The sequence below is a fragment of the Acinetobacter portensis genome, from assembly GCF_023158935.1.
Classification (GTDB): Bacteria; Pseudomonadota; Gammaproteobacteria; order Pseudomonadales; family Moraxellaceae; genus Acinetobacter; species Acinetobacter faecalis.
Window position 1 is genome coordinate 83606 of the sequence record NZ_CP096121.1, and the last position, 13547, is coordinate 97152.

A 13547-nucleotide genomic window follows, 5' to 3' on the forward strand; every position below is an offset into this window, starting at 1 on the left:
GGTTTATTAAATCAATTCTGAAATAAAGATGTAAATGAAAGATTTGTTGTGGGCTAAACTCGTTAACCCACAGCTTTTATTCTCAGTTTTGATGCTTAATGTGCCGCTTTACGTTTCGAGAATTTCTCAACCATGCTCATGACGACAATAAAGAAAATCGGTACAAAAATAACAGCTAGAATTGTTGCGCTGATCATGCCGCCAAAGACGCCTGTACCAATCGCTTTTTGAGTTTCAGAACTAGCGCCACTGGCAATGACTAAAGGAATAACGCCACAGGTAAATGCCAAAGATGTCATTAGGATTGGACGTAAGCGCAATTTAGCGGCTGCAACGGTTGCCTCCACTAAACCCATTCCTTCTTCTCTTAGTGCTTTTGCAAACTCAACAATCAAAATAGCATTCTTTGCAGATAGACCAATAATCGTGATCATGCCGACCTTAAAGAAAATATCATTTGGCATACCACGTAACATTACTGCTAAAAAGGCGCCAATCAACCCTAGAGGGACAACTAGCATCACAGAGAATGGAATTGACCAGCTTTCATAAAGCGCTGCCAAGACAAGGAAAACGACTAACATCGACAACAGTAATAAAAACAAGGTTTGTGATTCCGACTGTTTTTCTTCTAGAGAAATCCCAGTCCACTCATAACCCACACCTTTCGGAAGTTGTTCAATCAAATTTTCCATCTCAGTCATGGCTTGTCCTGAAGATATACCTGCTGCTGGACTGCCAGAAATACTCAATGATGGACGACCGTTGTAACGATTGTATTGTTGTGGGGAATGTTGCCAAATTGGAGTAATTATTTCAGACATTGAAACCAATTTACCGCTTTGACTGTTCACCTTAATCTGAAGAATATCTTCAATACTCATGCGTGATTTGGCATCAAGTTGCACAATGACTTGCTGCATACGGTCATGATTTGGAAAATCATTGATATACATCGAACCCATTGAGGTTGAAATAATATCGGTCACATCACTGAAATTAACACCTAATGCCTGCAATTTATCTCTATCAATTTTAAGCTGTACAGAACTGCCATCTGGCAAACCTTCAGGATAGACCTCCGCCACGATTTTACTTTGTGCTGCTAATGCTAAAAGCTGATCTTGTGCTTCTCTTAAAGCAGGCATGCCAATATTGCCACGATCTAATAATCTCAGTGAAAAACCAGATGAGTTACCCAATTCATCAATTGCTGGTGGTAACACAGACATGGTTTGACCTTCTGAACTTTCAGCCATCGCTATATTGGCATTATTCACGACTTCTTGTGCCGTAATAGTACGCTCTTCGAATGGCAATAGATTGGTAAAATACATCGCTGTATTCTGACCAGATCCACTAAAACCAAAACCTAAGACCGCCATATTGTCTTTAATCCCCGTTTCTTGGTCTAAATAATTTTGAAACTCAGCAACGACTTTACGGGTACGTTCTTGAGTTGCATCCGCAGGAAGTTGAATCGAAGTCATAAACCACCCCTGATCTTCTTCTGGCATAAACGCAGTCGGAACGTGTTTAAAACTAAAAATCAGCACAATGACAATGCCTAAGAAACATAACATTGCGAGGGTTTTATGTTTAATTACTTTAAATAAACTGCGTTCATAGCGATTGTTCAGCTTCTCAAAACTGCGATCAAACGATGCAAAAACACCCTTTTTCTGATGGTCTTGATCAATCGGTTTTAACATCGTTGCACATAACGCAGGGGTTAATGTCAGTGCAAGGAAAGCTGAGAATAAAATTGAAACCGACATGGTAATGGTGAACTGACGATAGATAATCCCCACTGAGCCTGACGCCAATGCCATCGGCAAGAATACAGCGGCTAACACTAAGGTGATGCCAATAATCGGATTGGTAATTTCCTTCATGGCTTTAGATGTGGCTTCAACTGGAGATAAGCCTTCTGTCGCCATAATGCGTTCAACATTCTCAATGACCACAATCGCATCATCGACAATAATCCCGATCGCAAGCACCATACCGAACATGGTCAGCACATTAATCGAAAAACCAGCAAGCAGCATGACTGAGAATGTGCCAAGCAATGCAATCGGTGCAACAATCGCCGGAATTAAGGTGTATCGAACATTGTGTAAAAAGATAAACATGACAATAAAAACTAATGCCATAGCTTCAAGCAATGTCATGATTACTTTTTCAATCGAGATTTTTACAAAAGGTGCAGTGTCGTAAGGTATAGAGAATTTCATACCATCAGGCAGTGCTGAACCTAACTGTTCAATTTTCGCTTTAACACCTTCTGCAGTCTTGACAGCGTTGGCACCAGGACTCATTTGTATCGCCACAGCTGTAGAGGCTTTGCCATTTTCTAAAATCGCAAAGTTATACATCTGTGCCCCGATTTCGACACGAGCGACATCCGACAGTCGAACATTGGCGCCATTTTGTTGAGCACGTAAACTAATTTTCTTGAATTGCTCTACAGTTTCTAATTGACCTTGAGCAGTTAAAGGAATAGTAATTTGTTGCCCCGTCAAAGCAGGAACATCACCAATACGACCTGGTGATATCGGCAAGTTTTGGTTTTGGATGGCTGTATTCACATCTTGAATACTCAATCCATAAGAAACCAAACGATCTGGATCGACCCAAATCCGCATGGCTTTTTCAGCACCAAAATTTTGGACTTTACCAACACCGTCAACCCGCTTTAATTCTTCAATCACATAGCGAGTCATATAGTCACTGACATCAATTTCACTATATTTGCCATTCGGTGAACTTAAGCCCACCATCATTAAAAAACCAGACGACGCAGCATCGACCATCAGCCCTTGTTGTCGCACTGTTTGAGGTAAGCGTGACTCAATGGCTTTAATTTTGTTTTGCACATCAATTTGTGCAAGTTCTACATCTGTACCTGGTTTAAATGTTGCGGTGATTGTTGCTGTTCCAGAACTATCTGAACTTGAACTGTAATAAAGTAAGTTTTTGACACCTGACATTTCCCGCTCAATCAAGGTCACAACACTATCATTCAATGTTTTTGGCGTAGCACCTGGATAGATTGCCGTAATACTAATCTGTGGTGGCGCAACACTTGGGAATCGTGCAATAGGTAACTTGGGGATGCTTAGTACACCCAACAGAATAATAAATAAAGCAATCACCCATGCAAAAATAGGACGCCTAATGAAAAATTGGGACATTATTGCTGTCCTCCATTTTCCTTAATATTTGTAGGTTGCCACTGCTTAATTTTTAATTTTTGCTCAGGCTGTATACGATCAGCCCCTTCAACAATGACTTTCTCACCTGCTTGTAACCCTTGTTTGATCACATAGTTATTTTGATAACGTTGACCAAGCTGAACAGGCTTGCTTTGCGCTAAACCTTTTTGATTAACAATCGTAACATTGGCTTTACCACTAATATCATGTTGAATCGCTTGTTCTGGAACTAGGAGCGCATTTTCAACTTGAGCTCGGCTCATATTGACTCGAACATACATGCCTGGCAAAAGTTTTTGATTTTCATTATTGGCTAAAATACGGATTGTGACATCACCCGTATCAGGATCAACTTTAGTATCCGAAAATAGGATTTCACCTGTAACGTTATAAGGTTTACCCTGACTATTTAGGATTTCAACCGTATGTTTGGTATTTGACACGTCACCTTGCTGTAAAGCTTCCTGTAGTTTTTCATAATCACTAATTGATTGCTTTACATCAACATAGACTTTATTAATCTGTTGTATTACGGCCATTGCATTAGTATCACCTTGACCAACTAATGCACCCTCAGTCACTAAGATTTCACCAATCGTTCCCGAGATAGGGGCTGTAACAGTCGCATATTTAAGATTAAGTTGTTGTCTGCTTAACATGGCTTGCATTTGCGCCACATCGGCTTTTGCTTTTTGATAATCTGCTTCGGTATTGTTGTATTCCTGCTGACTAACCGCATTTACTTTTACTAATTCAGTGTAGCGTTTTAACAGCACCTGCAAACGTGTCACCTCAGCTTGTGCACGGTTTAAAGTGGCTTGATTGCTTTTTACATCTGCCTGAAATATTTCAGAATTCAATTTAAAAAGCGGTTGACCTGCTTGCACATAAGAGCCTTGCTTAAAAAGTACTTTATCAACAATTCCACCTACTTGCGGGCGAATTTCAGCAATACGGTAAGCGACAACACGGCCTGGAAGATTTTCAATTAAATTCATGGAATGCGGTAATACCGTGATGGTACTGACAACCGCTGGTGGCATTTCTGTTGGGGACTGTTCAGCATCTTTGGCTTGTGTACAGCCGATTAAAAGTACAGTTGTAATAAGTATTGAACCTATTAAATGATAATGTGTTGACATGCTTTTTCAGAGGGGGGGTTTTAGATACTACTATTTTGAAATAGCAGTGTTTATGAATTGCTGATGTTGTGTGGAGATTGTGTGGAGATTGTGTGGAGAGATTAAAAGATTTATTTTTTAATGACACGCTTAAACAGCGTGGCTTGTAAATTAGTATAAATAATTTTGTTGTTCTACAATTTTGATCGTATCTTAGTTTTTTCTCATAGTTCATGAACTTTAAAATTCTAAACCAAGACTAATATTTATATAAGCAATTGAAAATACAATACATAGTTTCTTTATACACTTATGAAGTGAACTTTAGGTGAACATAAGTTAAATAGAAATTTTTAATTAGTTCAGCACAAACGTACAATCTTTAAGGCCTATAACTCGATACCGTTCTCTCTTTGATGTTTATTGCTATCTAATTGAGTGAACTCTGTGGAAATATTTCTTTATACATTAAGCGTTATGTATAGCCCAGGCCCTGTAAATTTTATGGGGCTAAATTCTGGCCTTACAGGTCAATTAAAAAAGACTATAGGATTTTACCTAGGCATTGGTTTCGCCATGTTGATCTTATTCGTATTGTTTGGCTATATAGGTGAAGCTGTTATTCCACATGGATTGATTCATTATATTGCTGGCACTGTTGCAAATAGTCGGTGGTGATAAACTTATCATCCCCTTTTGCTGATGGAGCTGCACATGAACCCATTCAAAGGCCGGCATTTTCAGCGTGACATCATTCTGTGGGCCGTACGCTGGTACTGCAAATACGGCATCAGTTACCGTGAGCTGCAGGAGATGCTGGCTGAACGCGGAGTGAATGTCGATCACTCCACGATTTACCGCTGGGTTCAGCGTTATGCGCCTGAAATGGAAAAACGGCTGCGCTGGTACTGGCGTAACCCTTCCGATCTTTGCCCGTGGCACATGGATGAAACCTACGTGAAGGTCAATGGCCGCTGGGCGTATCTGTACCGGGCCGTCGACAGCCGGGGCCGCACTGTCGATTTTTATCTCTCCTCCCGTCGTAACAGCAAAGCTGCATACCGGTTTCTGGGTAAAATCCTCAACAACGTGAAGAAGTGGCAGATCCCACGATTCATCAACACGGATAAAGCGCCCGCCTATGGTCGCGCGCTTGCTCTGCTCAAACGCGAAGGCCGGTGCCCGTCTGACGTTGAACACCGACAGATTAAGTACCGGAACAACGTGATTGAATGCGATCATGGCAAACTGAAACGGATAATCAACGCCACGCTGGGATTTAAATCCATGAAGACGGCTTACGCCACCATCAAAGGTATTGAGGTGATGCGTGCACTACGCAAAGGCCAGGCCTCAGCATTTTATTATGGTGATCCCCTGGGCGAAATGCGCCTGGTAAGCAGAGTTTTTGAAATGTAAGGCCTTTGAATAAGACAAAAGGCTGCCTCATCGCTAACTTTGCAACAGTGCCTTTTTATCTTGTGCAATATAACATGGGTTAACTTCATCCAAAGTAAAAAACTGCGCTGAATGGGCCAGAGCAGAATCCCGGGATGGTTAACTGAGTTCTGATCAAAACAGCATAATCTTGCTGCCTCTACACAAAAATGGGAGCTATAAGCTCCCATTTTTAGTCTTTAATTCGCTTTTTCGCTTCGTCATAAACTATGCTATCAGCTCGTTTTCCGACGGTAATGAGCAGGATAACTACCTGATCATCTTTAACTTGATAGACAAGTCGGACACCAGCTTTTAATAATTTGATTTTATAGCAACCTGCAAGATCGCCTCTAAGCATATTCTTTGGAATATGTGGCTGCTCTATGACTTTGGCTAGTTTCTTTTTAAATTGATCTCGTATAGCAACAGGGAGTTTTTCCCATTCTGCTGTAAAGTCCTTGTGACGTAAAAGCTTATAAGTCATCTAATGTGACTTCCTCAAACATCTCTTTAGGATCATTAATGCGCTTACGGACAAGAGCTAATAATTCTTCATCTTCTTCCGAAAGCAAAGCTTTTTTGACAGGCAGTTTCCCAGTCGTAGCAACATACTCAAGAATACTAGTGAAGAAATCAGTAGGTGCAATACCTTGCTCTTTAAGGATTGAATAAGATTTTTCTTTAAGGGCTTCATCGATCCTGAAGTTAACAGTAGCCATCATATTTCCCAAGTATTTAATGTACTAGGAATATTGTAATGCAAATTGCATTACAAGTCGACTTCGCATAACCACCATTATGTTAAATGGTGAGTGATTTAGTGGAATATTCTTTAATTTTTTATATGAAAGAAGATACCTTGAATCGTGTCAAAAGAAGCATAGATTTTTTATCCATACCTCTAGTGTTCATTCTTTATAGTAAAATTTTAATCGTTAAACCCACTAAAGCAGAACCGATGATGACTCTGAGCACACTTTGATTAAATTTAAATAATGCGACTACAGCTAAAATTGCAATAATGGCAGAGATATAATCAAAATTCCCTTCAAAACCCTGTGGCCAAAGCACGTGGTAACATAAAAAGAGTGCCAAATTTAAAATTACGCCCACCACGGCAGCGGTAATGGCGGTTAAAGGGGCAGTAAATTTAATTTGATTGTGTGTGGACTCTATAACAGGTGCTCCGGCTAAGATAAAGAAAAATGAGAAAATAAAAGTAAACCACGTGACGATGATTGCACCTAATGCACCTGCAATAAATTGATATTCAGCACCCAACAGCGAATGGTTATAAGCTGCTAAGAAGCCGACAAAAGCCACCACCATGATCAATGGGCCGGGAGTACTTTCACCTAGGGCTAAACCATCGATCATTTGAGTTGGGGTGAGCCAGTGATAAAAACCGACAGCGCCTTGATAAACGTAAGGCAGAACAGCATAAGCACCACCAAATGTCAGAAGTGCAGCTTTAGTAAAGAACCAAGCCAGTTGAGTATAAGAATGACTCCATCCCAAAACTGCTGTTAAAGAGATGAGTGGAATTGCCCATAAAAGTGCTGAAATTACAGTTATTTTGATCAGATGAGACCATTTAAAAACAGCATGTTCAGGTGTAGGGGTATCATCATCAATAATTGCACGTCCATAGGATTTTTGACTGGACTGATGTGCATTTAGCTTAAATAAATCAGGATACTTTTTACCGACCAAATAACCCGATATCGCTGCACATAAAACGATTAAAGGGAAAGGAATATTAAAAATAAATATTGCAAGAAAAGCGATAACTGCAATCGCCCATAGAAATTTATTCTTTAATGAACGACTGCCAATACGATACGTGGCATGAAATACAATTGCGGCAACTGCGGGCTTAATGCCATAAAACAAACCGGCAATGATCGGGACGTTGCCATATTTCACATAGACCCAAGACAGCCCAATGAGGATAAAAAGAGAAGGTAGAATAAATAAAACCCCTGCAACGATGCCACCTTTGGTTTTATGCATTAACCAGCCAATATAAGTTGCAAGTTGTTGAGCTTCGGGGCCGGGTAAGAGCATGCAATAATTCAATGCGTGCATAAAACGCTGTTCTGAAATCCATTTTTTTTCTTCAACTAACTCTTGGTGCATAACAGCGATTTGCCCGGCAGGACCACCAAAGCTAATGAATCCCAGTTTTAACCAAAATTTGAATGCTTGCCAAAAGCTGATAGATTCAATTTCTGTTTCATCTATTAAAGATGGCTTATTATTCATGTTAAATTCCTTTGAAAGTCTGCATATAAGCCATCAAAAATATGGTTTGAAAGATGGAGTAATTGATCATCATCTGTGATCGTGCTTCTTAAGCCTTGCAAGATTTTTTCAATGCCTAAGGCTTCGGCAGGCTCATTTCCCCCAACATCTAAAAAATGAACAATTTCAGCGATTTTATTTAAAGCAGGGTTTTGTAATTCAAAGCTATGCATTAACACTTCAAAAGTGACTAGATGATTGATATGGGTAAATTGGGCATCATCAAAATCAAAACCTAAGGTATCTTTGGGGCAATCATTGGGATGCTCTAACCAAATAAATTTTGCCTGAGGGTCTACAAATTTCTGAATGATCCATGCCGATGCCAAACGGTCAACCCAAGGACGCTTTCTGGTTGCCCAGATTTTATTTTGAAAATCTTGCTTGCATAGGACTTTTAATTGCTGTTCAAAATTATTGGGTTCATCGTATTCACCTAACCGGGCAATAACTTGTTCTAATCGGGTGAGTTCATTCAGTGTTTTGCTTTGATGAGTATTTGGGAAAAAATCTATTTCTATCAGTGAATTGAGGTTTTTTCTTAATTTTCGAATCTGTTTGAGATGTTCTTTTTTCTTATTTTCCTCAAGCGTATTTTGTATTTGTGAAATTTCAGTTCTCAGTTCTTCATATTCTCCAGTTCTGTCGAAAAGTTGAGCAAGGTCTAAATGTGCAGGAGGTTCAGTCTGAAAGATATAGGCATGCCCATGTTCATTAAGATGATCATGAACAACAGACTCAAATTTTTCAGAATGTGCTTCGGGTAAGAGGTAAACACCATCTCTTAAAGTTGCTGCACCATTTGACTTTAATGAACGCCAAATTCGCATTCTTGCGGTTGTGCTTTGACTGGGAAGTGATGAGATCAGTAATGATATTTTCATGTTATAAAATCAACAAATTTTGTTTATCTTATAACTATTTTAAAAGATTAAAAATAGTTTTCCTTTAATAAGAATATATGTAAAAGTCATAAAAGATTTGCTAATCCCAATAAGCTATTCACTAACTTGTAAATATCGGTATACCGCCTGACGACTAATCCCAAAAGCTTTCCCTAATGCCATTTTCGATGGATACTTCCCCTCCTTCCATGCTTGTCGTAAAGCTTCAGCTTGGTCAGGCTTTAGTTTATGCACCCGACCTTTGTACTTCCCCTGAGCAGAGGCGAGTTTTATTCCTTCCTTTTGCCGCTCTAAAATGATCTCACGTTCGAACTGTGCAAAAGCACCCATCATTTGAAGCATCAAATTATCCATCGGGGTGGATTCGGCTGTAAAAGTAATATTTTCTTTTACAAACTGGATGGCGATCCCTCGTTTGACCAGTTTATCTACTTCAGTGACCAAATCTTTTAGGCTTCGCGCAAAACGATCCATTGAATGTACAATCACCCTGTCCCCTTCCCGGACATAGTTCAACATTTCCTGAAATTTAGGTCGGTCAGTATTTTTACCTGAAGCACGGTCAACAAAAATCCGGTCGACCTCAATTCCTTCAAGTTGACGTCCAGTGTTTTGCTCGACAGAACTTACCCGGACATACCCTACTTTTTGGCCTTTCACTTTTTCACGCCCCAATTGGATAAAAATGAACAATTTCGTAAATTATAATTCTTTAACACTAAAGTTACATGTTACTTATGATTAAAAATCATTTAAATGATACATAATTTCATGAACTTTCAGATTGTAACTTTAGGGTATAGTCTAAAGTAACAGAATGAATATTCTACCCCCGATAGAAACAGCCGTACTCTGGGGGGAGATTTTTTTGATGTGCAGGTGCCGACCCTTACCAGAAGGCACTGTTGAAAATAACCACGAATCGTAAGCTGAATACTCTTTTAGCTAAAGGAGCAGCATATGAATTCTTTCCATAAAATTTAGGCTTGTATACCCAGAAAAATGTGGAACTTCTTAGGTTTCATACATGAGGATTTTGATAGGCTCACTGACTATTTTAAATTGTGTGCCTTAACTCTCTGTTCTAAAAGGCTATTCAGAATTTTTAGACTGTTTATTTTGAACATTCTTTTTACTCTGTGGTGGCGATGCCGTAATTGGACCTTGCAAGATGCATGGTCGTGTATGGGCGATGTCCAGAAAGAATTTGACTCAAAACTATTTTAGTTGGGAAGGAATGCTAAAAATTGGAGATTGATACATCTCATCGTTTGTTTAAATATTTTTTGATTAAATTTTCCCTTTAAAAATTCTATTTTTTTTAATGTCTTAACTTGTATTTAATATAGGAGATCCCCATAACAACAAAAGCACTACAGGAATACAACAATATGGCGAATCCACAAAAACACTATGCTAAGTTCCACACAAATATTCGATTAGGTCGTTATGACGAAGAAAGTACATTACGTGAAAAACGTGACCTTTTGATTAGCACCTTAAAAGATGAACTCAAAAAGGATCCAAATGGTCCTCAATTTGTTGAATACTTTAATCAAGGTAGTTATGCCTTGGGCACAGGGATTAAGCCTAAGAATGGAGATTATGATATTGATGTAGGAGTTTTATTAGATTGTGACAAAGAGGAATATGGCTCAGTAGAAATTAAAAAAATTGTTAGAGATGCTTTAACTCATTCAAATAGAACTGTAACGATCAAACGACCTTGCGTAACTGTCACTTATCTCAAAAATGGTAGTCCCGATTATCATGTAGATCTGCCCATCTACGCTGAAGACGACAAAGGCAATATGTATCTAGCTCGAGGTAAGGAATTCTCCTCTGAAGACCTTAAGACTTGGGATATTTCAAATCCTACTGAACTTACCGATACAATTTTGGGAAAATTTGAAGATGATTCAGATTTACGTCATCAGTTTAGACGATGTACTCGCTACTTGAAACAATGGCGAAATGAGAAAGGTCTAGATTTTTTTAAGAGTATTGCTATCACTACAGCTGTATATGAGCATATAACAGCTGAAGATTATGAGAATGATAATAAGGTATTACTTTCTATAGTAAATAATGTATTAGATCAATTCACTACCTTTAGCATTGATCCAGAAAATAACGAGTATTACTTCAGACTCGTAATTAATTTACCTGCACATCAAGGTGTAGACTTACTCGAAAAATTGACCCGAAAACAAATGGAGCACTTAAAATCAAAACTTGAAGATTTAAAATCATCTTTAGAAGCTGTAAATGAGGAAACTGATACAGTAGAAGCTTGCAAAATTTTAAATAAAACTTTTGGAAGACAATTCCCTATCCCTGAAATACAAGAAGTGTCCGAACCAGTAGTACAAACTTATTACACTCAAGAAGGAAAATCTGCTTAGGAAAACTCAATGTTTTTTGATAACCCAAAGTTAGACAATATTGAAAAGCTATTAAGTGAACATGGAGCTCAAAATATCCATGTCACTTCTATTACTAAGGATTGGGTTAATCTAAAATTTGATTTTCTCATTAATACACAACAGGTTTGCCTTGGTCTAATTTTTCAAAATAGAGCTAATTGGACGATACCTCCCATTTTTAGAATATTGACACGACCAATGTCTGCCTTAGATCATGTGAGTCAAAGTGGGGAAATTTGTACTACGGATCATCAAGGTGAAAACTTTGAAGGCTATAGACATAAAGAACTTATTACTGAATTCTTTGAAAGGGCTATAGATATACTCAAGCAATCTTTTATTAATTTTCAATTAAACAACCGAGTAAGCTTGTATAACGAACTAGAAGGATATTTAGGCAGCACTCAAAATATAAATGAGGATGTAATATTACATTGCGACCCTACTTCTACATTTAATTTATATGGTTGGTTAAGAAAATCATCAAAAGGGAATCATCAAATATTAGAGCATATTGATGATGGCGATAGTTCTTACATAAACCACAACCAGCTCACAAAAGTAAAAATTCATAAGATATTATTAGAAGATGCTTCTGTTTTCCCCATACCAGATATAGGAGATTATTTTAATGAGGACTATTTTCTAAAAATTGTTAATACCCTCTCTAATGAGAACAAACGATCTTTGTTAAAACAAGGCAATCATTATGCCCTAGTGGGAATTCCAAATGAACATGGATTTGCTTATGTGATTTTTTATTATGCCATTTGGTATTCTTTCAAAGAAAAAGTATCCTTCAAAGGCTTTAAAGTCTCTTTAACACAAAGAGCGTGGATAGATTATTTATTAAATAGAACGGGGCAAGAGAAAAAAACAAGACATATAGCGATTATCGGATGTGGGGCTTTAGGCTCAAAGATTGCAGAGATATTAGCTCAAACAGGCGTAAATAAATTTTCTTTCATAGATCCAGAGCTTTTAAAAACAGATAATATTTATCGTCATTCTTTAGGTTTGCAGTATGTTAATACCTATAAATCTACTTCTTTAGCTAATAAGTTTTTAATAGAAAGGCCCGGATTAACTATTTTTCCATTCGTAAGCCATGGTGAAAGCTGGATAAAATCAAAAATTACTGAAGATATTGATACTATCATCATAGCAATTGGCCATACTCCTACTGAGATTTCTCTCGTAAAAACTATTTATGAAATAAGTGCAAACATTCAAGTAATAATAGGCTGGTTAGAACCTTATGATTTAGGTGGACATTTTATTTCTTTCAATAATAAACATGTAGGATGTTTAAACTGCTTATATTTTGATGAAAAATCAAATAAAAGTCTTACCCCTATGTATAAATATGTACAATCTGGACAGCTAATTGCTAAAAATATTACAGGGTGTGCTGGTGCATTTACCCCCTTCTCTTCTTTAAATTGCATGAAGCTAGCAAGCTATATTTCTGAATATGTCCTGAATCAACAATTAGGATTTGTTTCTATTTCTGGCGACAATCAGAATGCAAATAAAAATGGAATAATTACTACCCCTTTTTATAATTCAGTAAATAATTCAAATGGAATTAATATATTGAATTTAAAAGAAATTTATAAAGAAGTATGCCCATGTTGCAATACATAACTCAAGGGAGGATTAAATGTGACACACCTACAGGCCAAGTCTTTATTATTCAAGCAAATGTTTTAAAGAGTTTAAAGCAATTTATACAATTAGAATCAGATTCTCCAGAATCGGGTGGCATTCTAATTGGAAGAACAGACATAGAAACTAAAGCTAAAATCATTGAAAGCTTTACCTCTCCTATGGAAGGAGACTGTCAAACACGTATGTCTTTCTTTAGGTCAAAGTCCCACCAATATGCTTTAATACAAGCTTGGAACGAATCTAAAAAATTCTATAATTTTCAAGGCCTATGGCATACACATCCTGAAGATGTACCAACACCCTCTCCAACCGATTTAAGGGATATAGATACTGTTCTAAATGGCATTACCAATCTTAATGACCCAGTTTTATATTTAATAATCGGAAGAGTAAAAACTGGAATCTGGATTGGTAGAAAAAATTTTAAAATCAAACTGTTAGGTTATATTGAGTTAAATTGAA

The 13547-nt window shown here is 37.7% G+C and carries 11 protein-coding genes and 1 pseudogene; 5 read left to right on the top strand and 7 right to left on the bottom strand.

What is annotated here, in order from left to right; all coding sequences use genetic code 11:
* Positions 1 to 95: 95 nt before the first annotated feature.
* Together MZO21_RS13235 and MZO21_RS13240 are read right to left on the bottom strand one after the other, a co-directional pair.
* The gene (locus MZO21_RS13235; protein ID WP_032073149.1) at positions 96 to 3197 is read right to left on the bottom strand and encodes a multidrug efflux RND transporter permease subunit; all 3102 of its coding nucleotides are present in this window, start codon (positions 3195 to 3197) and stop codon (positions 96 to 98) included.
* Complete coding sequence (locus tag MZO21_RS13240) at positions 3197 to 4360, bottom strand: efflux RND transporter periplasmic adaptor subunit (RefSeq protein ID WP_032073150.1); 1164 nt, start codon at positions 4358 to 4360, stop codon at positions 3197 to 3199. Before MZO21_RS13240 ends, MZO21_RS13235 begins: the two co-directional genes overlap by 1 nt.
* 426 nt (positions 4361 to 4786) lie before the next feature.
* Here MZO21_RS13240 and MZO21_RS13245 point away from each other — a divergent pair.
* Both MZO21_RS13245 and MZO21_RS13250 read left to right on the top strand, forming a co-directional pair.
* Positions 4787 to 4990, top strand: a pseudogene (locus MZO21_RS13245) (LysE family translocator); the annotation flags it as partial.
* Between the two features lie 63 nt (positions 4991 to 5053).
* A complete protein-coding gene (locus tag MZO21_RS13250) occupies positions 5054 to 5758 on the top strand; it encodes an IS6-like element IS26 family transposase (protein ID WP_001067858.1) in 705 nt (234 codons plus the stop codon).
* A gap of 211 nt (positions 5759 to 5969) precedes the next feature.
* Here MZO21_RS13250 and MZO21_RS13255 read toward each other — a convergent pair whose 3' ends face one another.
* The 5 genes from MZO21_RS13255 to MZO21_RS13275 all read right to left on the bottom strand — a co-directional run bounded on the left by MZO21_RS13255 (position 5970) and on the right by MZO21_RS13275 (position 9648).
* Positions 5970 to 6263 (bottom strand): type II toxin-antitoxin system RelE family toxin, encoded by a 294-nt coding sequence (locus MZO21_RS13255; protein ID WP_000221358.1) that lies wholly within the window; start codon positions 6261 to 6263, stop codon positions 5970 to 5972.
* A complete protein-coding gene (locus MZO21_RS13260; RefSeq protein WP_000246755.1) occupies positions 6253 to 6498 on the bottom strand; it encodes a type II toxin-antitoxin system RelB/DinJ family antitoxin in 246 nt (81 codons plus the stop codon). Before MZO21_RS13260 ends, MZO21_RS13255 begins: the two co-directional genes overlap by 11 nt.
* 196 nt (positions 6499 to 6694) lie before the next feature.
* The gene (gene chrA, locus MZO21_RS13265; RefSeq protein ID WP_001060713.1) at positions 6695 to 8044 is read right to left on the bottom strand and encodes a chromate efflux transporter; all 1350 of its coding nucleotides are present in this window, start codon (positions 8042 to 8044) and stop codon (positions 6695 to 6697) included.
* On the bottom strand, positions 8041 to 8967 hold the full coding sequence (locus MZO21_RS13270; protein WP_026055779.1) for a chromate resistance protein ChrB domain-containing protein: 927 nt from the start codon (positions 8965 to 8967) through the stop codon (positions 8041 to 8043). Before MZO21_RS13270 ends, chrA begins: the two co-directional genes overlap by 4 nt.
* A gap of 114 nt (positions 8968 to 9081) precedes the next feature.
* Positions 9082 to 9648 (bottom strand): recombinase family protein, encoded by a 567-nt coding sequence (locus MZO21_RS13275; RefSeq protein ID WP_000678311.1) that lies wholly within the window; start codon positions 9646 to 9648, stop codon positions 9082 to 9084.
* A gap of 731 nt (positions 9649 to 10379) precedes the next feature.
* Here MZO21_RS13275 and MZO21_RS13280 point away from each other — a divergent pair.
* The 3 genes from MZO21_RS13280 to MZO21_RS13290 are packed head-to-tail and all read left to right on the top strand — an operon-like array spanning position 10380 to position 13546.
* Positions 10380 to 11393, top strand: coding sequence for a nucleotidyltransferase domain-containing protein (locus tag MZO21_RS13280; RefSeq protein ID WP_005006358.1), 1014 nt, complete (start codon positions 10380 to 10382; stop codon positions 11391 to 11393).
* A gap of 9 nt (positions 11394 to 11402) precedes the next feature.
* Positions 11403 to 13061 (top strand): ThiF family adenylyltransferase, encoded by a 1659-nt coding sequence (locus MZO21_RS13285; protein WP_005006360.1) that lies wholly within the window; start codon positions 11403 to 11405, stop codon positions 13059 to 13061.
* Positions 13046 to 13546 carry a Mov34/MPN/PAD-1 family protein gene (locus MZO21_RS13290; RefSeq protein ID WP_005006362.1) on the top strand — a complete coding sequence of 167 codons (501 nt, stop codon included), beginning with the start codon at positions 13046 to 13048 and terminating at the stop codon, positions 13544 to 13546. The genes MZO21_RS13285 and MZO21_RS13290 overlap by 16 nt, the downstream gene beginning before the upstream one ends.
* The last annotated feature ends 1 nt before the right edge of the window (position 13547 follow it).

Bases quoted from the DNA above. Each gene is read 5' to 3' on its own strand.
- MZO21_RS13285 (WP_005006360.1), top strand. From the start codon at position 11,403: ATGTTTTTTGATAACCCAAAGTTAGACAATATTGAAAAGCTATTAAGT.
- MZO21_RS13270 (WP_026055779.1), bottom strand. From the start codon at position 8,967: ATGAAAATATCATTACTGATCTCATCACTTCCCAGTCAAAGCACAACC.
- MZO21_RS13290 (WP_005006362.1), top strand. From the start codon at position 13,046: ATGTTGCAATACATAACTCAAGGGAGGATTAAATGTGACACACCTACA.
- MZO21_RS13235 (WP_032073149.1), bottom strand. From the start codon at position 3,197: ATGTCCCAATTTTTCATTAGGCGTCCTATTTTTGCATGGGTGATTGCT.
- chrA (WP_001060713.1), bottom strand. From the start codon at position 8,044: ATGAATAATAAGCCATCTTTAATAGATGAAACAGAAATTGAATCTATC.
- MZO21_RS13240 (WP_032073150.1), bottom strand. From the start codon at position 4,360: ATGTCAACACATTATCATTTAATAGGTTCAATACTTATTACAACTGTA.
- MZO21_RS13280 (WP_005006358.1), top strand. From the start codon at position 10,380: ATGGCGAATCCACAAAAACACTATGCTAAGTTCCACACAAATATTCGA.
- MZO21_RS13255 (WP_000221358.1), bottom strand. From the start codon at position 6,263: ATGACTTATAAGCTTTTACGTCACAAGGACTTTACAGCAGAATGGGAA.
- MZO21_RS13250 (WP_001067858.1), top strand. From the start codon at position 5,054: ATGAACCCATTCAAAGGCCGGCATTTTCAGCGTGACATCATTCTGTGG.
- MZO21_RS13260 (WP_000246755.1), bottom strand. From the start codon at position 6,498: ATGGCTACTGTTAACTTCAGGATCGATGAAGCCCTTAAAGAAAAATCT.